Source organism: Salinarimonas rosea DSM 21201 (assembly GCF_000429045.1).
Lineage (GTDB): Bacteria > Pseudomonadota > Alphaproteobacteria > Rhizobiales > Beijerinckiaceae > Salinarimonas > Salinarimonas rosea.
In genome coordinates this window covers 181,589-199,292 of sequence record NZ_AUBC01000006.1, presented here as the reverse complement: position 1 = coordinate 199,292, position 17,704 = coordinate 181,589, and the positions used below count along the sequence as shown (strand labels likewise).

Genomic DNA, 17,704 nt, shown 5'->3' with positions numbered 1-17,704 from the left:
GGCCGTGACTCGCCCCCGCCGGCGCGCGCCTCAGCGGCCGCGGCGCGGCCGCGAGCCGGAGGGCCCGCCGGCGCCGGAGCCCGAGAGCCAGGCGATGCTCGACCCGTCGCGATCGCCGCGGCCGCGGGCCGCCGGCGCGCCGGACGCGGGCTTGCGGGACCCGTCGCCGGCTGCCGGCTTCGCGGGACGCGCGGCGGGCCGCCCGCCGCGGGCGGGCTCGCCCTTCGCGGCCGCCGGCGCATGGCCGGCATGCGCGGGGCGCTGCGCCCCGCCGCCGCCGTTGCCGCGCCCGCCGCGGCGGTTGTTGCGACCCGCACCCGCGGGACGCGGCGCGCGGGCCGGCTCGTCCGCGAGCGGCGCGACGGCGCCGGCATCGAAGCCCGCGGGCACCGGCTCGACCGGCACCGTCAGGCGGGTGAGCTTCTGGATGTCGCGCAGGTAGGCGCGCTCCTCCTCGTTGCAGAACGACAGCGCGATGCCGGACGCGCCCGCGCGGGCCGTGCGGCCGATGCGGTGGACGTACTGCTCGGGCACGTTCGGCAGGTCGAAGTTGACGACGTGCGAGACGGCCTCGACGTCGATGCCGCGTGCGGCGATGTCGGTCGCCACCAGCACCTTGCACGAGCCGTTCTTGAAGGCGCCGAGCGCGCGCTCGCGCTGGCCCTGGCTCTTGTTGCCGTGGATCGCGAAGGCGGGGATGCCGGCCTTCTCGAGCCCGCGCACCACCTTGTCCGCACCGTGCTTGGTGCGGGTGAAGACGAGGACGCGCTCGATGTCGGGCGAACGCAGGACGTGCTCGAGCAGCGGCTGCTTCTTCGGCTGCGACACGAAGGTGACGCGCTGCTCGACGCGCTCGGCCGTGGTCGCGACGGGCGCGACCGAGACCTTCACCGGGTCGGTGAGGTAGCCGTCGGCCAGCGAGGCGATCGTCGTCGGCATCGTGGCCGAGAAGAACAGCGTCTGGCGCTGCTTCGGCAGAAGCGTGACGATCCGGCGCAGCGCGTGGATGAAGCCGAGGTCGAGCATCTGATCGGCCTCGTCCAGCACCAGGATCTCGACGTTCGAGAGCGACAGCGAGCGCCGGTCGATCAGGTCGAGCAGGCGCCCGGGCGTGGCGACGAGGATGTCGACGCCGTTCGCGACGATGCGCTCCTGGCGCGGCACCGGCACGCCGCCGAAGACGACGGTGGAGGTGAGCTTCGAGCCGCGGCCGTAGGCGCGGAAGCTCTCCTCGATCTGGCTCGCCAGCTCGCGGGTGGGGGAGAGGATCAGCGCGCGGCAGCCCTTGCGCGGCGCCGGCTTCTTGTCGGCGGCGAGCCGCTGGATCATCGGCAGGGCGAACGCGGCAGTCTTGCCGGTGCCGGTCTGCGCGATGCCGAGCAGGTCGCGGCCGGCGAGGACCGGCGGGATGGCCTGGCCCTGGATCGGGGTCGGACGCTCGTAGCCCTCGCGGGCGAGCGCCTCGAGGATCGGGGCGGAGAGGCCGAGGTCGGAGAATGTGGTCAAGAGATCGTGCTTTCACGTGCGGGGAGCCCGCGCCGGGAGCGCACGCGATTCCTGAGGGCGCGCGCCGATCCCCGAGCGGAGGCTCGTGTCATCGGGAACGACCCGCGTGATGGGGCGAACGGGGATGGCGGCATCCGAAGGCCCGGGTCGGTCCCGCCCCCGTGGAACGGGGCGGCCTCACGCAGCCGGGCCAGGGCGCTCCATGAGAGGGCGCCGATGCTGCAGTGCAGAGATGGGGCAGGCGGGGCGGGATGTCAATGATCGCTTTGCGGGCGGTTGCAGGCTCGGCCATAGTGCGGCCGGAGCTAGTGGTGATTGACTTTCATGTCTATATCGGATCTCATCCACGTCGCGGTCGGCAAGGGGCAGCTCGCGCATCTGCCTTTTCTCTACGACCCCGCTCCTGCGAGGCGCGTCGTTCTCCTCGCGCCGGAGATACAGGGCCTCGTCTTCGGCCCCTGGGGATGCGAGGACGCGGAGAAGAGATGCACGAGGCTCCGGGCGGATCTCGAGGATTTCGCACGTGGAGGGATCGTGACGGTGTCGCTCGAGCCGTTCCGGGCGCGCAGCGCGAACTCCGCCCTGCTTCACGAGACGCGCGACGAAATCTGGGACGTGCGGAGCAGGGAGCCGTCGCCCGGGCTGCGGGTCTTCGGTGCCTTCGCGGCACGAGACGTCTTCGTGGCACTGTCGTGCTGGCCCCGGTCCCGGGCGGTGCGTTGGCTGCCGCGACCGCCGCTCGGACGAGGGACGTCGGCCGAATATGCCGTCGCGATCGAGGACGCGCGGAAGCAGTGGCGGATGGTGTTCGGTGACGCAGGGCGTCACGGGAACGGAGGTGCGGATGTCGAAGAATACATCTCCGAGAGAGCGCTCTTGGTCTGACGTCGAGCCCGGCAGCGCACTGTCGCCCGGGGTGAGGGCCTATTTCGGTCAACGTCTGCGCAATCGCGTGTTCGGCCTCGTGCTCGAACGGTTCATGGAAGCGCAGGCGGCGGGGCTCACCAAGGCGGAGCTCGCGCGGCGGATCGGGAAGCGTCCCGAGGTGGTCGGACGGCTCCTCGCCTCGCCGGGCAATTGGACGCTGGAGACCGCGAGCGACCTCCTCCTGGGGATCTCGGGAGAGGAGCTCCTGGTCGAAGGGCGCAAGGTCGAGCGGCGCCCCGCCGAGGATTTCGGGCCGGAAGCGCTGCTGCGCGAACGGCTCGGCGAGCCGGAGTAACGCACCGCCCCGCGACGTCTCAGCCGCACCACCGGGCGAACATCACCTGCGTGTCCCCGTACGTCCGCCGCTCAACCTCCTCGAACCCCTCCGGGCACGGGAGCGCAGCCTCCGCGGCTTCCTCCAGCACGCACAGCGCACCCGGCGCGAGCCAGCCGCCCTGCGCGGCCGAGGCCAGGGCGGCGGGGGCGAGGTCGCGGCCGTAGGGCGGGTCGCAGAAGACGAGGCCGAAGGGCTCGAAGCGATCGGCGGCGCCGAGCTTCGTCGCGTCGCGGCGGAAGAGCCGGGTGACTCCGCCGAGTCCGAGCGCCTCGACGTTCTCGCGAATCAGCCCGCGCGCCTGCGCGCCCTCGTCGACGAAGAGCGCGAAGGCGGCGCCCCGGGAGAGCGCCTCGAGACCCATGGCGCCGGTGCCGGCGAACAGGTCCATCACCCGCACGCCGGGGACCGGGTCGCCGTAGGCGTGGGCCAGCACGTTGAACAGGGTCTCGCGCAGCCGGTCCGAGGTCGGGCGGATCGAGTCCGAGCGCGGGCCGGCGAGCGCGCGGCCCTTGAACCGGCCGCCGACGATCCGCATGGCCTCAGCCCTTCTTCTTGCCGCCGCTCGGCTTGCGGCCGCCGCCGCCCGTCCCGGAGCCTTCGCCGCCCGAGCCCTTCACCCGCTCGACGAGCACGCGCCCGGCCTTGCCGGCGATCTTGCCGACGCGCTCGCGCAGGCGCTCGCCGCCCGCCGCGCGCTCCGCCTTGGCGGTCTCGCCGCCGCGGCGCGCTTTCGGGCGCCTGTCGTCGCCCGCGCTCTCCTCGGCGCGCCAGACGCTGCTCCGGGGCTTGTCCCAGAAGGGGCGCTTCTCGGGCGCGGGCCTGTCGGCGCCGCCGCGGCCCGGCCGCGCGCCGGCCGCGGAGCGCTCGCCGAAGCCGGGCTTGCCTCCGAACCCGGGCTTGCTCCCGAAGCCCGGCTTGCCCCCACGCGCGGGCCTCTCGTCTCGACCGGGCTTGCCGTCGCGACCGGGCCGCGCGTCGCGATCCGGCCGCGCGTCCCGCGCCGGCCGCTCGCCCGCGGGATTGCGCCCCCGCGCGGCGCCGGGCTCGGCGAAGCGGGCGCGGTCGCGCTCCTGCTGGAGCCGCGAGACGGGGCGCGCGCCGCGGGGCGCACGCTCGGGCGCGCGCTCCTCCACGGGCTCGCGCACCGGGCTCTCGAAGTCGACACCCGCCGCCTGCGCCAGCGCCGCGCCGAGCTGCTCCTTGAGCACCTTGGTGCGCACCTCCTCGACGGCGCCCTCCTTCAGGTCGCCGAGCTGGAAGGGGCCGAAGGAGAGGCGGATCAGGCGGTTGACCTGCAGCCCCAGCTCCTCCAGCACGCGCTTGACCTCGCGGTTCTTGCCCTCGCGCAGGCCCATCGTGATCCAGACGTTGTCGCCCTGCGACCGGTCGATCTTCGCCTCGATCGGCCCGTACTCCATGCCGTCGACGACGACGCCCTGGCGCAGCGCGTCGAGCCGGTCCTGCCCGACCTGCCCATAGGCGCGCACGCGGTAGCGGCGCAGCCAGCCGGTCTCGGGATGGGCGACGACGCGGGCGAGCCCGCCGTCGTTGGTCAAGAGCAGCAGCCCCTCGGTGTTGATGTCGAGGCGTCCGATCGTGACGACGCGGGGCATGTCCTCCGGCAGGCCCTGGAAGACGGTCGGGCGTCCTTCCGGGTCCTTGGCCGTGGTCACGAGCCCGCGAGGCTTGTGATAGAGCCACAGGCGCGTGCGCTCGCGCTCGGGAAGCCTGTCGCCGTCGATGCGGATGTCGGCGCCGGGCTTCACGTTCACCGCCGGCGAGGTCAGCACCACGCCGTCGAGGGTGACGCGGCCGGCCGCGATCATCTCCTCCGCGTCGCGCCGCGAGGCGACGCCGGCGCGCGCGATGGCCTTGGCGATCCGCTCCTCCTCGCGCGCGACCTGCGGCGCGAGGCGCGACGGGGCGGAGCGCGCGGCGGGCCTGTTGCCGAAAGCCGGCTTGCCGCCGAACCCGGGCTTCTTGCCGAAGCCCGCAGGCTTGCCGAAGCCCGCAGAGTTGCCGAAGCCGGGAGACTTGCCGAAGCCGGCGGGCTTGCCGAAGGCCGGCTTGCGCGGCGGGCCGCCGTCCGGCCGGGGCGCGCGGGGCGGACGCGCCTCGCCGTCGCGGGCGAACCGCGCCGGGCGCTCGGCACCCTCGCGCGCGGGCCGGGCCGGGCGCTCGTCCCGCTCGGCGCGGGCGCGGTAGTCGGGCGCGCGCGATCCCTCGCCGTCCTGCCGACGGCGCGGCTCGGCGCCGTTCGCGGCGAAGCTCTTGCCGGCGAAGCCCTTGCCGGCGAAGCTCTTGCCCGCCGAGCCTTTGCCCGCGTAGCTCTTGCCCGCAGCGCCCTTGCCGGCGAAGCTCTTGCCGGCGGCACCCTTGCCGGCGCCCTTGCCCGCGAACGGCTTCCCGGCCGGCCTGCCCTCGCGGCGCGGACCGGCGCCCGACGGCTCGCCGGCCCTCGCGTCGCCGCGTGCGCCCGCGCCACCGCGCGCTCCGCGCTCGCTGTTGCGCCCGCGGTCGGACCGGGGCTTCCTGGTGTCGTCTGTGGTGTTCGCCATGCGCGCCTGATAGCACTTCGTCTGCGGCGACGCGAGGGCATCATGACGGCGAGGAGCGGATCCGATTCGGGCGGTGCGAAGGCCGGCTTCATGGACCGCGCGCTCGAGGAAGCGCGCGCCGCCTCCGGCCGCGGCGAGGTGCCGGTCGGCGCCGTCGTGGTGAAGGACGGCCGCGTCCTCGCCGGGGGCGCGAACCGCACCCGCGAGGAGAACGATCCCACCGCCCACGCCGAGATCGTCGCCATCCGCGCCGCCTGCGCGGCGATCGGCGACGAGCGTCTCGTGGGCTGCGACCTCTACGTCACGCTCGAGCCCTGCGCCATGTGCGCCGCCGCGATCTCGTTCGCGCGCATCCGCCGTCTCTACTACGGCGCCGCCGACCCGAAGGGCGGCGGCGTGGAGCACGGCGGGCGGTTCTACGCGCAAGCCACCTGCCACCACGCGCCGGAGGTCTATTCCGGGATCGGGGAGGTGGCGGCGGGGGAGCTCTTGCGAGGCTTCTTCAGGGAGCGGCGCTAGCGCGTCGCCACCGTGACCGCCGCCCCCGCCATCACCGTCCCGGTCACCCGGTTCAGCACCCGCATCGCCCGCGGGCTGGTGAACAGGCGCCGGGCGCGGGCGGCCAGCACGATGTAGCCGGCGAAGACCACGCCGAGCACGGCGAGCGTCACGCCGACGAGCTCGGCGTAGCCCAGCGCCGTCACCGAGGCGACGTCGAGCACGGTGGGCAGGAGGGCGAGGTAGAAGACCATTGTCTTGGGGTTGCCGAGCGTCACGGCGAGGCCCGCCAGGAACAGCCTGGCGACGCCCTCCTTCGGCGCCTGCGCCGTGATCTCGCGGGCGACGACGGGCGCGGTCCACAGCTTCCAGGCGAGGTAGAGCAGGTAGGCCGCGCCGATCAGCTTCACGGCCACGAACACGCCGTGGAAGCTCTGCGCCAGCGCCGCGAGCCCGAAGATCGCGCAGGTGAGCCAGACCACGTCGCCGATGGCGAGGCCGATGGTGAAGGCCACGGCCCCGTCTGTCCCGCGGCCGAGCACGCGCGCCACGATCGCCGCGATGCCCGGGCCGGGTGCGGCGGCGGCGACGAAGAGGATCGCGGCGAAGGCGAGGAGGGCGGCGAGGTCCATGGGGCGCTCCGGGACAGGTTGTAAACCTCATACGCCGTTCGAGCACCCCGCGCCATCCGCACGCGTCCTCGACCGCCCTTGTCAATCGCCCTTGCGGATCGCGTCGAGATCGCCCTCGAGCCGTGCCCGGGCGAGCGCCGCCGCGAGCCGGGGCAGGTCGCGCTTGGAGACGCGCTTGGCCAGCGTCGTGGCGTCGCCGGGAAGGCCGAGGTCCTGTGCGGTCTCGAGCCCGCGCCCATCGACGAAGGGGTAGTGCTCGTCCCAGACGATCTGCGCCTCGCGGAAGAAGATGTCGGCCCCGACGTCGCCCAGGCCCTTGAACTCCTTCAGGAGGGTGCGCTCCTCCTCCGGGTCGCGCCCCGCCGCCTCGCGCAGGCGCCGCAGGTCGCCCTTCCAGCGCTCCTCGACGAGCGCGACGTCCTCGCCGAGCATGCGCGCGGTGCTCTCGTCGTAGCGGGCGTAGCCGGACTGGTTGAGCACGCGCACCCGCTCCTCCCAGGTGCTCTGCGCCATCTTGCCGGAGGTCTGCCAGCCGGCGTCCGACAGCGCCCGCGCCGCCTTCGTCGCCAGGTCCGCGCCGATGCGCGCCGAGAACAGGATCGAGGCGACCAGCCAGCGGAACAGCGGCGAGGGCGTGCCGCGCGCGATGTCGATGCCGAGCTCGTCGCAAAAGGTGCGCCCGTGGCGCTCCATCAGCCGCGCGAGCACGGCGTCCTGCACCTCGGTCATCGCGATCCTCCTCCCCTCGCCTCTTTCTCGCCTCGCCTCCCGCGCCGCGAACGGCCGCGCCCCGCGCAGGGAGTCAGGCGCCGGGGACCGCTTCGGTTCCGCCGCCCGTCGCGCTCGCCCGGCGCAGCGCCGTCGAGGAGAGGGTCGAGCGGCGCCCGTGCAGGAAGGTCCAGGCCGGCGGCGCGGCGTCGGCGAGCGCGGCCGCCTCGCCCTCCGGCCGGCGTGCGCGCGCGAGGACCCGCGCCGCCGGCGAGAACGGTGCGGCGAGCGTCAGGCCGGGGCGGTCGACCACCGCGATCGGCACGCGTGCGGCGATCTCGCGCCAGTCCTGCCAGCGATGGAAGGTGGCGAGGCTGTCCGCCCCCATGATCCAGACGAAGCGCACCTCCGGCAGCCGGCGCTGGAGATAGCGGATCGTGCCGATCGTGTAGGGCGCGGGCAGCTCGGCCTCGAAGCCGGTGACGACGATGCGCGGATCGCGCGCGAGCCGCCGCGCCGCCGCCATGCGCTCCGGCAGCGACGGCAGGCCCGCGCGTTCCTTCAGCGGATTGCCCGGCGTCACGAGCCACCAGAGCCGGTCGAGCCGGAGGCGGCGGATGGCCATGCGCCCGACATGCAGGTGGCCCGCGTGCGGCGGGTTGAAGGACCCGCCGAACAGCCCGATTCGCATGCCGGCCGCCGCCGGCGGGAGCCGGATCATGCGGGGGTCACGGCCGTGTCTGGCCCGTGCCGCGCACGCGGTACTTGAACGAGGCGAGCTGCTCGACGCCCACCGGCCCGCGGGCGTGCATACGCCCGGTGGCGATGCCGATCTCCGCGCCGAAGCCGAACTCGCCGCCGTCGGCGAACTGGGTCGAGGCGTTGTGCATCACGATGGCCGAATCGACCTCCGCCAGGAACCGCTCCGCCGCCGCCGCGTCCTCGGTGAGGATCGATTCCGTATGCCCGGACCCGTACGTCGCGATGTGGCGCATCGCCTCCTCGATGCCGTCGACGACGCGCACGGAGATGATCGCGTCGAGATATTCCGTGCGCCAATCCTGCTCGCTCGCCGGCTCGACCCGCGGGTCGACGGCGCGGGTGGCCTCGTCGCCGCGCACCGCACAGCCGGCGTCGAGCAGCATGGTCACGAGGGGCGCGAGGTGCGTCGCGGCGCAGGCGCGGTCGACGAGGAGCGTCTCGGCCGCGCCGCAGATGCCGGTGCGCCGCAGCTTGGCGTTCTTCACGATCGCCTTCGCCATCTCGAGGTCCGCCGCCGCGTGGACGAAGACGTGGCAGATGCCCTCCAGGTGCGCGAAGACCGGGACGCGGGCATCCGCCTGCACCCGCGCGACGAGGCTCTTGCCGCCGCGGGGCACGATGACGTCGACGTTGCCGTCGAGGCCGGCGAGCATCATGCCGACCGCCTCGCGGTCCTTCGTCGGCACGAGCTGGATCGCGTCCTCCGGCAGCCCCGCCTGCTTCAGCCCGCGTCGCATGGCGGCGGCGATGGCGCCGGCACCGCGGATCGAATCGGAGCCGGTGCGCAGGATCGCGGCGTTGCCCGCCTTGAGGCAGAGCGCGCCGGCGTCCGCGGTGACGTTGGGGCGCGCCTCGAAGATCACCCCGATCACGCCGAGCGGGGTCGCCACGCGCTCGATCACGAGCCCGTTCGGCCGCTCGAACGTGGCGAGCACCCGGCCCACCGGATCGGGCAACGCCGCGATCGCCTCGACGGCGGCGGCGATGGCCTCGACGCGCTCCGGCGTCAGCGTCAGGCGGTCCAGATAGGACGCCGGCTGCCCGGCCGCCCGCGCCGCCGCCACGTCCGCCGCGTTCTCGGCGAGGATCGCAGCCGTGTCCTCGCGGATCGCGGCGGCCATGGCGGCGAGCGCCGCGTCCTTCGTCGCCGCGGGCGTGACGGCGAGCCTGCGCGCGGCGGCGCGTGCGGCGCGGCCGATCTGGCGCATGATGCCCTCGAGCGGCGACGACGCGGGCACGGCGCGCAGCGGCGCGGGCTTCGCGGTGCTCTTGGCGGCGGGCTCGGGTGCGGTCGACGCGGACATGGGCTCTCGCTCGCGAAGGCATTGGCGACACGGGGACGTCGCTCTTAGCACGGCGACGGGCGCGAGGTCACGCGGGGCGCGCTCCGCGCACCGCCAGCCCCTCGACGAAGCGCCGGTCGATCCGGTCCTTCAGCCACCAGACCGCGCGCCCTTCCAGCGCGAGGTGGCGGCCCCGCGCGGCGATGGCGCGCCCGTCGGCGGTGGACATCAGCACGAGCCAGTCCTTTTGCGGCTGGAACGGCAGGAGCGGCGCGCCGCGGACGGCGCGCCGCAGGTTCTCCACGAGCGCCGGACCCTGGCGCACGGCGAAGACGCCGGCCTTGGGACGCGGGTCCGTGACGGACGTGGCGCAATCGCCTGCGCCGAAGATCGCGTCGTCGCCCACGGCCTGGAGGGTCGGCCGCACGGCGAGGAAGCCCTGCGGGTCGGTCGCGAGGCCCGACTGCGCGATCAGCTGCGGCGCGCCGGCGCCCACGGCGACGAGGGTCGCGTCGGCCGCGATCTCCCGGCCGCTCGCGAGCGTCACCGACCGCGGCGCGATCGCGCAGGCGCGGTCGTCCTCGACGAGCCCGATGCCGGCACGCGCCAGCGCCGCGCGGGCGAGGCGGCGGGCGCGGGCGTTGAGGTCCGGCAGGAGAGCGTGGGCCGTGATCAGCGTCGGGCGCAGGCGCGCGCCGTCCCGCCCGGCGTCGGCGGCTTCCGCCCGCAGCCGCCGCGCCAGCGCGAAGGCGAGGCACAGGCCCGCCGCGCCGCCGCCGACGATCGCCACGTCCTGCGGCCCGTCGGGCGCCCGCACGGCGGCGACCAGCCGATCGAGCTTGTCGAGGAGGTCGCCGATGGGCTTGACCGCGATCGCGTGCGCGTCTGCGCCGGCGATGGCCGAGAGGTCGGGGGTGATGCCGATGTCGAGCGAGAGCAGATCGTAGGGGATCGTCGCGCCGCCGCGCGTCAGCACGCGCCGCGCCGGCGCGTCGACCCGCGCGACCGCGTCCTCGACGAAGCGCCCGCCCGCGGCCGCGACGAGGCGGCGCACGTCGATGTGCATCGCCTCGCGGCTGTAGATCCCGGCGACGTGGCCCGGCAGCATGCCGGAATAGGGCGAGGCGGCCGCCGGCGAGACGAGCGTCACCTCGAGCCCCGGCTCCGGCCTGCGGCGCAGGGCGTCGAGCACGATCGCGTGGCTGTGCCCTCCCCCCGCCAGGACCAGACGCGTCACGCCCGCCATCGCACTCTCCCGGTCGTTCGCATCGCCGTCGCGTCCGCGCCGCGTCGGACACGACGCGCGCATCGGCGAATGTGTTGCATCCGGCGCACAGGTCCAGGCGGGGCCGGTCTGTTATGGTGCCCCGTCGGCCCGGGCGTCTCCCGCGCGGCGGGCGCATCGACAGCCCTTCTAGACCGGTCAGGCCCCCGCGACCATGGCGCGCCAGCGTTCCCCCCAAAGAGATCCCGCCGCGGACGCGGCCGCGCTGCTGCGCCGGCTCGGCTTCGCCATCCTGATGATCGGGCTGCCGGTGGTGGCGCTCGTCACGCGCCGCGGCGTGGTCGTGCTCGCGCCGATCGGCGTCGCGCTCCTCGCCATCGCCGCCGTCATCGACGGCGACCACCGCGGCATCTCGGTGGGCGTTGCGTCCCTCTTCGGGCGGCTCGCGGGGATCGCCGGCCTCGTGGCGCTCGGGTGGGCGGTGCTTTCGCTGGCCTGGGCCCCCTTCGCGGCGCCGGCGGGCGAGCGCCTCGGCAACCTCGCGGCCACGCTCGCGCTCGGCGCGGCGGGGTATCTCGCCCTGCCCGTGCGCATGCGCTCGGCGAACCTCTACCCGCTGGCGATCGGCGTCGGCCTCGCGGCGCTCGTCGCCATCGGCCTGCTCCTGGCCGAGAGCCGGCCGGCCTGGGACGAGGAGACGCTCACCCGCGATCGCGGCGTGGTGGCCCTCTCGCTCCTCGTCTGGCCGGCGGCGGCGTGGCTGCATTCGCGCGGGCGCGACCTGCAGAGCGTCGCGATCGTGCTCGCCGTGGCGATCGCGACCGGGCTCGCGCCGAGCGCGCTCGCCTTCGCCGGCTTCGCGACGGGCGCGGCCGTCTACCTCGTGGCGGCCTCGCAGCCCCACCTCGCCGCGCGGCTGGTCGGCTTCGGCGGCGGCGGGCTGATCCTCGCCGCGCCGGCGCTGGCGCTCGCGCTCGCCCCGCTCGAGCCGGGGCTCGCCGCCTGGCGCGGCATGATCCTGGCCGAGCCGATCCGGCTCTTGACCGGCTTCGGCTTCGAGACGGCGCTGCGGGGCGCGAGCGTCGGCCTCGTCCCTCCGGGCGCGCCGGCGACCTTCCTGTTCGAGGTCTGGGTCGATCTCGGGCTCGTCGGCGCGGCGGCCCTGGCGACGGCGATCGCCGCCGCCGCGCTCGGCATGACCCGCATCCACTCGGCCGTCGCCCCGGGCGCCCTCGCGGCGCTCTCCGCGGGCCTGGCGATGCTCGTCGTGGGCGCGAGCTACACGCAGATGTGGTTCGTCACGAGCACGATGGTCGCCGCCCTGCTCTTCGCGGCCGTGGAGCGGGGCCAGTTCCGCACGCAGCGCCCCAAGGCGATCCTCGGCGCGATCCTGGGGCGGGGGAAGCGTGGGACGCCGGAATAGCGCGGCGCCCCGGCCTCACGCCGCGTTCTTCACCGCGAGCCTCCCCTCGTGCACCGCGTGACAGGCGACGCCGTCGGCGAGCGGGGGGCGCTCCGCGAGGCAGCGCTCGTTCGCCCACGGGCAGCGCGGGTTGAAGGTGCAGCCCGAGGGCGGGTTGATCGGGTTCGGGATCTCGCCCGCGACCGGTGCACGCTCCTGACCGGACATCGCGAGGTCCGGCACCGCGTCCAGCAGCATGCGCGTGTAGGGGTGCTTCGGGCTCGTGAACATCTCGCGCCCGCCCGAGATCTCCACGATCCGGCCGAGATACATCACGCCGATGCGCGTCGCCATGTGCCGAACGACGGCGAGGTTGTGCGAGATGAACAGGTAGGTCAGGCCGAACTTGTCCTGCAGGTCGCGCATCAGGTTGAGGATCTGGGCCTGGACCGAGACGTCGAGCGCCGAGGTCGGCTCGTCGCAGACCAGGAACTCCGCCTCGGAGGCCAGCGCCCGGGCGATCGCCACGCGCTGGCGCTGGCCGCCGGAGAACTCGTGCGGGTACTTGACGCCGTCGTCGGGATGCAGGCCCACCAGCGTCAGCAGCTCGCCCACCCGGGCGCGGATGTCCGCCTCGCCCTCGACCAGCTTGAAGGCGCGGATCGGCTCGGCGACGATCCGGTCGACCCGCCAGCGCGGGTTGAGCGAGGCGTAGGGGTCCTGGAACACCATCTGGATGCGGCGGCGCAGCCGCTGGCGCTCGGCCTCGGCCTTGCGGTCCGTCATCGAGACGCCGTCGATCGTCACCTCCCCGCGGGAGGGCGGCAGGAGGCCGACGACCATGCGCGCGACGGTCGACTTGCCGGAGCCCGACTCGCCCACAAGCGCGAAGGTCTCGCCTTTGGGGATGTCGAAGGAGACGCCGTCGACGGCCTTGAGATACTGCTTCTCGCCGCCCTCGATCACCCGGTTGAGCCACGGCTTCGAGACGTCGAAGGAGCGCGAGAGATCGCTCACGCGCACATAGGGCTGTGTGGTCACGCCGTGGCCTCCTCGTGCTTCTCGGCGGCGGCGAGGGTGCGGCCCTCGCCGAGGAAATGCGGCCCGGAGGCCGGGTCGTAGAGATGGCAGGCGACCTTGTGGCCACGCCAGGGGAGCGGATCGGGCCGATCGACGGTGCAGCGCCCGAAGCGGTAGCCGCAGCGCGGGTTGAAGGCGCAGCCCGGCGGGATGCGGGTGAGCCGCGGCATCGATCCGGGGATCTGCACGAGGCGCGCCTCCTCGCCCGCCAGCGTCGGGATCGCGCCCATCAGGCCCTCGGCATAGGGATGGAGCGGGTTGCGCACCACGTCGTGAACGGGCCCGATCTCGGCGACGCGCCCGGCATACATCACCGCGACCCGGTCCGCCGTCTCGGCGATGACGCCCATGTCGTGGGTCACGAGCATGATCGCCGTGCCGTGCTCGCGCCCCAGCCGCTTGAGCAGCGTGATGATCTGCGCCTGGACCGACACGTCGAGCGCGGTCGTCGGCTCGTCGGCGATGATCAGCTCGGGCTCCGCGCACAGCGCGAGCGCGATGACGACGCGCTGGCGCATGCCGCCGGAGAACTCGTGCGGATAGCTGTCGATGCGCCTGTCCGGCGCGGGGATCCCGACCTCCGCCAGAAGCTCGATCGCGCGGGTGCGCGCCTGGGACGGCGACAGGTCGGTATGGGTGGTGATCGTCTCGATCAGCTGCTCGGAGATCCTGTAGAGCGGATTGAGCGAGGTCAGCGGGTCCTGGAAGATCATGCCGATGCGCTTGCCGCGGACCTTGCGCATCTGCTCGGGCGGGAGGTTGTCGATGCGCTGGCCGGAGAGCAGGATCTCGCCGCCGGCGATTCGGCCCGGCGGGTCGATCAGGCCGATCACGGCGGAGCCGGTCACCGACTTGCCGGCGCCCGACTCGCCGACGACGCCGAGCACCTCGCCCTTGGCGATGTCGAAGGACACGCCGTCGATGGCTTTCAGCACGCCGCGGCGGGTGTGGAACTCGACGCGGAGGTCGCGGACGGAGAGGACGGTATCGGTCATCGGATCAAGGCTCGCCGGATCGGGGTCGAGAGGACGGTTCTCTGTTTCATCGGACTACTTCGCATCGGGATCGCAGGCACGGCGTCGCGGCCACGCGTGCGGCCGATCGGTATCTCACCTCAGCTTCGGGTTGAGCGCGTCGCGCAGCCAGTCGCCGAGCAGGTTGATCGAGAGCGCGAGCAGCACGAGCGCGAGCGCCGGGAAGAACAGGATCCACCACTCGCCGGAGAACAGGAACTGCTGGCCGCTGCGGATCAGCGTGCCCAGCGATGGCTGGGTCGGCGGCATGCCGGCGCCCAGGAAGGAGAGCGTCGCCTCCTCGATGATGGCGAGCGCGAGGTTGATGGTGGCGATCACGAGCACGGGCCCCGTGACGTTGGGCAGGACGTGCTTGACCATCACCACGAAGGGCTTGAGGCCGATCAGCCGGGCGGCGTCGACGTAGACCTTGGACTTCTCGACGAGCGTCGTCGCGCGCACGGTGCGCGCGTATTGCGCCCAGTTCGAGATGCCGATGGCGAAGATCAAGACGAACAGCGTCGCCTGTTCCTGCTGCGCCGGCGGGATGACGCCCCGCGCGATGCCGAAGACGAGCAGCGCGATCAGGATCGCCGGGAAGGACAGCTGCACGTCGGCGACCCGCATGATCACCGCTTCCGTGCGCCCGCCGAGATAGCCCGCGACGAGCCCGAGCGTCACGCCCACGGTGAGCGAGAACGCCACGGAGGCGAGGCCCACGACGAGCGACACCCGCGCGCCGTGCAGCACGGCGGAATACATGTCGCGCCCCTGCGGGTCGGTGCCGAACATGTAGACGTTGCCGGTGAAGGCGTTGGGCTCGCCGGGCGGCGTGAAGCCGTCCATCATGTTCAGGCTCGCCGCATCGAACGGGTCCTGCGGCGTGATCCACGGGGCCAGCACCGCGGCGAGGATCATCACGAGCGCGACGGCGGCCGAGACGATCGTCACCGGCGAGCGCCGGAAGGAAAAGGCGATGTCGGAATCCCAGGCGCGGGCGAGCACGCCCAGGCGCGCCGCCGGCGTGGCGATCACGTCCCCGGTCCGCGGGCCGTGCGCCGTGTCCACCACCGGCCGGGCGTGATCCGTCGTCTCCTCGGGCATGGGCCGGTCCCTCACTTGGCGAGCGTGCGACCGCCGCGCAGGCGCGGGTCGAGCACGACGTAGGTGATGTCGACGAGGAGGTTCATGATCACGAAGACCGTCGCGACGAAGACGAGGTAGGCGGCCATCACAGGCACGTCGGCGAACTGCACCGCCTGGACGAAGAGCGAGCCGAGCCCCGGCCACTGGAACACCGTCTCGGTGACGATCGCGAAGGCGATGATCGATCCGAGCTGCAGGCCGGCGATGGTGACGACCGGGATGAGCGTGTTGCGCAGCGCGTGGCGGAACTCGATCGTCCGCTCCGGGATGCCGCGGGCGCGGGCGAAGCGGATGAAGTCCGCACGCATCACCTCGAGCATCTCCGAGCGCACGAGGCGCATGATCAGGGTGAGCTGGAAGAAGCCGAGCGTCAGCACCGGCAGGACGAGGGACTTGAGCCCCGATTCGGTCAGGAGCCCCGTCGTCCACCAGCCGATCGCGACCGTCTGCCCGCGCCCGAAGGACGGCAGCCAGCGCAGCTCCACCGCGAAGATGTAGATCAGCCCGATGCCGATGAGGAAGGTCGGCAGCGACACGCCCACGAGCGAGACCGTCATCACCGTGTTGGCGAGGAAGCCGTCACGCCGGATGGCAGCGTAGACGCCCAGCCCCACGCCCGCAACGGTGGCGAAGAGCGCGGAGAGCATCGCGAGCTCGAGCGTCGCCGGCAGCCGCTCGCGCATGAGGTCCGAGACCGGGCGCGCCTGGCGGTAGGAGATCCCGAAGTCGCCCTGCACCGCGTTGCCGATGAAGATCACGAACTGCATCGGGAACGGCCGCTCGAGGCCCAGGCGCTCGCGCAGCTCCTGGCGGTCCTGCAGCGAGGCCTCCTGCCCCACCATGTTCGCCACCGGGTCGCCGACGAAGCGGAACATGGAGAAGGCGATGAAGGCGACGACGAGGAGCACGAGCACGCCCTGCGCGAGGCTCCGGAGAATGTAGGCGATCATCGATCCGCCGTGGTCACGAGGGCGAGCGTCGGGAGGCGGCGCATGCCGCCTCCCGCGTTTGCGGCGAGGATCACTCGGCCATCTCGATGTACTTCATCTTCGGCTGGTTCTCGGCGTCCACCGGGATGTCCACGCTCTCGCGCATGGCATAGGCGAGCATCTGGGTGTGGAGCGGGATATAGACGGTGTCCGCCTTCACCTGCTCCCAGATCTTCGCGATCGTCGCGTCGCGCGCCGCGATGTCGGTCTCGGACGCGAGCGACTGGATCATCGCGTCGACCTCGGGGTTCGAGTACTCCGTCGGGTTCCAGGTGCCGAGGCTCGCGCCGTCGCGCGTGTGGTAGAGGAACGAGAAGATGTACTCGGAGTCGAAGGTCGGCACGCCCCAGCCGAGCAGGTAGAGGTCGGTCTGCGGAGGCTCCTGCGAGATCAGCGGGAAGTGCAGCGACCGCGACTGCGAGACCAGGTTCACGTCGATGCCGATCTGGCCGAACGCGCCCACCGCCGCCTGGCAGATCGCCTCGTCGTTCAGGTAGCGGTCGTTCGGGCAGTGCATGGTCGCCGTGAAGCCGTCGGCGTAGCCGGCCTCCGCCATCAGCGCGCGGGCGGCGGCGATGTCGGGCTCGGGATAGGCGTTGAGCTCCTCGGTCCAGCCGTTGACGAAGGGCGGCGAGATGATGCCGGCGGGCATCGCCTGGCCGCGCATGACGACCTGCGCGATGCCCTCGCGGTTGATCGCCATGTTCATGGCCTCGCGCACCCGCAGGTCGGCGAAGGGGTTGGCGCCCTCCACGTCGTCGGTGTCGAGGTCGTCCGAGCCCACGTCCATGCCGAAGAAGATCGTGCGGTTCTCCACGCCGAGGTTGACCCGGATGCCCGGCTCGTTGGAGAGGCGCTCGATGTCCTGCACCGGCACGTCCTGGACGAAGTCGACCTCGCCCGACAGGAGCGCCGCGACGCGCGTCGCCGCCTCGCTGATGGGCGTGTAGACGATCTCGGCGGGGCCGACGGGGAGCTCGTCGATCGCCCAGTAGTCCTCGTTGCGGCGCATCACCGTGCGCACCTCGGCCTCGCGCGCGGCGAGAACGTAGGGGCCGGTGCCGTTGGCGTTGCGCACGGCGTAGGTCTCCTGGCCGGCGTCGAAGTCCTGCGGCTCGACGACGTCGTTCTCGACCGACCACTCCTCGTCCATGATGAACGTGTTGGTGAGGTTGTTCGGCAGGAGCGGGTTCGGCCCCGAGGACACGATGCGGACCGTGTAGTCGTCGATCTTCTCCGCGCCCGTCACCGTCGAGTGCAGGCCCTTCATGTCCGAGGTCGGCGAGGTGGCGCGCTCGATCGAGAACACCACGTCGTCGGCGGTGAAGGGATTCCCGTTGTGGAAGCTGACGCCCTCGCGCAGGTCGAAGATCCAGGCGTTCTCGTTCTCCGGGTCGATGCGCCAGTCGGTGGCGAGCACGCCGATCATCTCGCCCGCCTGGTCGCGGCCGACGAGCGTCTCGTAGATGTGGTGGTTGAGGGCGTGCGTCGGCCCTTCGTTCTGTGCGTGCGGGTCCATCGTGAGCGCGTCGCCGACGCGCGCCCAGCGCAGCGTCTGGGCGTCGGCCGAGGCCGCGGTGAAGAAGGTCGCCCCGAGCAATACGGCGGCGAGCGTGGTGCGAGTGGCTGACATCGTCC

Annotated in this window: 17 protein-coding genes; 4 read left to right on the top strand and 13 right to left on the bottom strand. The window is 73.1% G+C overall.

Features of this window, described 5'->3' with window-relative positions:
* Positions 1–30: 30 nt before the first annotated feature.
* On the bottom strand, positions 31–1,506 hold the full coding sequence (locus G407_RS26060; protein ID WP_052341012.1) for a DEAD/DEAH box helicase: 1,476 nt from the start codon (positions 1,504–1,506) through the stop codon (positions 31–33).
* Positions 1,507–1,821: 315 nt separating this feature from the next.
* On the opposite strand from G407_RS26060, the gene G407_RS0106125 reads away from it, so the two are divergent.
* Positions 1,822–2,391: a hypothetical protein gene (locus G407_RS0106125; RefSeq protein ID WP_156917482.1), complete on the top strand. Its 570-nt coding sequence runs from the start codon at positions 1,822–1,824 to the stop codon at positions 2,389–2,391.
* Positions 2,392–2,485: 94 nt separating this feature from the next.
* Entirely contained in the window at positions 2,486–2,728 is a 243-nt protein-coding gene (locus G407_RS30240; protein ID WP_156917481.1) for a hypothetical protein, read from the top strand.
* 19 nt (positions 2,729–2,747) lie between these two features.
* Here the strand turns inward: G407_RS30240 and rsmD are convergent, their stop codons facing one another.
* Positions 2,748–3,305 carry a 16S rRNA (guanine(966)-N(2))-methyltransferase RsmD gene (rsmD, locus tag G407_RS0106115; RefSeq protein ID WP_029030103.1) on the bottom strand — a complete coding sequence of 186 codons (558 nt, stop codon included), beginning with the start codon at positions 3,303–3,305 and terminating at the stop codon, positions 2,748–2,750.
* A gap of 4 nt (positions 3,306–3,309) precedes the next feature.
* Entirely contained in the window at positions 3,310–5,328 is a 2,019-nt protein-coding gene (locus G407_RS32830) for a pseudouridine synthase (protein WP_052341011.1), read from the bottom strand.
* 42 nt (positions 5,329–5,370) lie between these two features.
* Here G407_RS32830 and G407_RS0106105 point away from each other — a divergent pair, with 42 nt between their 5' ends.
* On the top strand, positions 5,371–5,847 hold the full coding sequence (locus G407_RS0106105) for a nucleoside deaminase (protein WP_052341010.1): 477 nt from the start codon (positions 5,371–5,373) through the stop codon (positions 5,845–5,847).
* Here the strand turns inward: G407_RS0106105 and G407_RS0106100 are convergent.
* The 5 genes from G407_RS0106100 to G407_RS0106080 form a co-directional block, all read right to left on the bottom strand.
* On the bottom strand, positions 5,844–6,458 hold the full coding sequence (locus tag G407_RS0106100) for a LysE family translocator (protein WP_029030101.1): 615 nt from the start codon (positions 6,456–6,458) through the stop codon (positions 5,844–5,846). The genes G407_RS0106105 and G407_RS0106100 overlap by 4 nt on opposite strands.
* An 81-nt stretch (positions 6,459–6,539) precedes the next feature.
* The gene (locus tag G407_RS0106095; protein WP_043539038.1) at positions 6,540–7,187 is read right to left on the bottom strand and encodes a hypothetical protein; all 648 of its coding nucleotides are present in this window, start codon (positions 7,185–7,187) and stop codon (positions 6,540–6,542) included.
* Positions 7,188–7,260: 73 nt separating this feature from the next.
* Positions 7,261–7,887: a nicotinate-nucleotide adenylyltransferase gene (locus G407_RS26045; RefSeq protein WP_052341009.1), complete on the bottom strand. Its 627-nt coding sequence runs from the start codon at positions 7,885–7,887 to the stop codon at positions 7,261–7,263.
* A gap of 7 nt (positions 7,888–7,894) precedes the next feature.
* Positions 7,895–9,136, bottom strand: a complete 1,242-nt coding sequence (locus G407_RS0106085) for a glutamate-5-semialdehyde dehydrogenase (protein WP_052341036.1) — start codon at positions 9,134–9,136, stop codon at positions 7,895–7,897.
* Positions 9,137–9,299: 163 nt separating this feature from the next.
* Positions 9,300–10,457, bottom strand: coding sequence for an FAD-dependent oxidoreductase (locus G407_RS0106080; RefSeq protein ID WP_029030098.1), 1,158 nt, complete (start codon positions 10,455–10,457; stop codon positions 9,300–9,302).
* Positions 10,458–10,650: 193 nt separating this feature from the next.
* Here G407_RS0106080 and G407_RS0106075 point away from each other — a divergent pair, with 193 nt between their 5' ends.
* Complete coding sequence (locus G407_RS0106075; RefSeq protein WP_029030097.1) at positions 10,651–11,859, top strand: hypothetical protein; 1,209 nt, start codon at positions 10,651–10,653, stop codon at positions 11,857–11,859.
* Between the two features lie 15 nt (positions 11,860–11,874).
* Here the strand turns inward: G407_RS0106075 and G407_RS0106070 are convergent, their stop codons facing one another.
* From G407_RS0106070 to G407_RS0106050, 5 genes are all read right to left on the bottom strand, one after another.
* A complete protein-coding gene (locus tag G407_RS0106070; protein ID WP_029030096.1) occupies positions 11,875–12,879 on the bottom strand; it encodes an ABC transporter ATP-binding protein in 1,005 nt (334 codons plus the stop codon).
* Positions 12,876–13,913, bottom strand: coding sequence for an ABC transporter ATP-binding protein (locus tag G407_RS26040; protein WP_084327342.1), 1,038 nt, complete (start codon positions 13,911–13,913; stop codon positions 12,876–12,878). Before G407_RS26040 ends, G407_RS0106070 begins: the two co-directional genes overlap by 4 nt.
* Positions 13,914–14,027: 114 nt before the next feature.
* Complete coding sequence (locus G407_RS0106060; protein ID WP_052341008.1) at positions 14,028–15,035, bottom strand: ABC transporter permease; 1,008 nt, start codon at positions 15,033–15,035, stop codon at positions 14,028–14,030.
* Positions 15,036–15,046: 11 nt separating this feature from the next.
* A complete protein-coding gene (locus tag G407_RS0106055) occupies positions 15,047–16,027 on the bottom strand; it encodes an ABC transporter permease (RefSeq protein WP_029030094.1) in 981 nt (326 codons plus the stop codon).
* A 70-nt stretch (positions 16,028–16,097) separates the two neighbouring features.
* On the bottom strand, positions 16,098–17,699 hold the full coding sequence (locus tag G407_RS0106050; protein ID WP_029030093.1) for an ABC transporter substrate-binding protein: 1,602 nt from the start codon (positions 17,697–17,699) through the stop codon (positions 16,098–16,100).
* Positions 17,700–17,704: the final 5 nt, after the last annotated feature.

Bases quoted from the DNA above. Each gene is read 5' to 3' on its own strand.
- G407_RS26045 (WP_052341009.1), bottom strand. From the start codon at position 7,887: ATGATCCGGCTCCCGCCGGCGGCGGCCGGCATGCGAATCGGGCTGTTC.
- G407_RS0106055 (WP_029030094.1), bottom strand. From the start codon at position 16,027: ATGATCGCCTACATTCTCCGGAGCCTCGCGCAGGGCGTGCTCGTGCTC.
- G407_RS26040 (WP_084327342.1), bottom strand. From the start codon at position 13,913: ATGACCGATACCGTCCTCTCCGTCCGCGACCTCCGCGTCGAGTTCCAC.
- G407_RS0106050 (WP_029030093.1), bottom strand. From the start codon at position 17,699: ATGTCAGCCACTCGCACCACGCTCGCCGCCGTATTGCTCGGGGCGACC.
- G407_RS0106085 (WP_052341036.1), bottom strand. From the start codon at position 9,136: ATGCGCCAGATCGGCCGCGCCGCACGCGCCGCCGCGCGCAGGCTCGCC.
- rsmD (WP_029030103.1), bottom strand. From the start codon at position 3,305: ATGCGGATCGTCGGCGGCCGGTTCAAGGGCCGCGCGCTCGCCGGCCCG.
- G407_RS30240 (WP_156917481.1), top strand. From the start codon at position 2,486: ATGGAAGCGCAGGCGGCGGGGCTCACCAAGGCGGAGCTCGCGCGGCGG.
- G407_RS0106105 (WP_052341010.1), top strand. From the start codon at position 5,371: ATGACGGCGAGGAGCGGATCCGATTCGGGCGGTGCGAAGGCCGGCTTC.
- G407_RS32830 (WP_052341011.1), bottom strand. From the start codon at position 5,328: ATGGCGAACACCACAGACGACACCAGGAAGCCCCGGTCCGACCGCGGG.
- G407_RS0106080 (WP_029030098.1), bottom strand. From the start codon at position 10,457: ATGGCGGGCGTGACGCGTCTGGTCCTGGCGGGGGGAGGGCACAGCCAC.
- G407_RS0106060 (WP_052341008.1), bottom strand. From the start codon at position 15,035: ATGCCCGAGGAGACGACGGATCACGCCCGGCCGGTGGTGGACACGGCG.
- G407_RS0106095 (WP_043539038.1), bottom strand. From the start codon at position 7,187: ATGACCGAGGTGCAGGACGCCGTGCTCGCGCGGCTGATGGAGCGCCAC.
- G407_RS0106075 (WP_029030097.1), top strand. From the start codon at position 10,651: ATGGCGCGCCAGCGTTCCCCCCAAAGAGATCCCGCCGCGGACGCGGCC.
- G407_RS0106100 (WP_029030101.1), bottom strand. From the start codon at position 6,458: ATGGACCTCGCCGCCCTCCTCGCCTTCGCCGCGATCCTCTTCGTCGCC.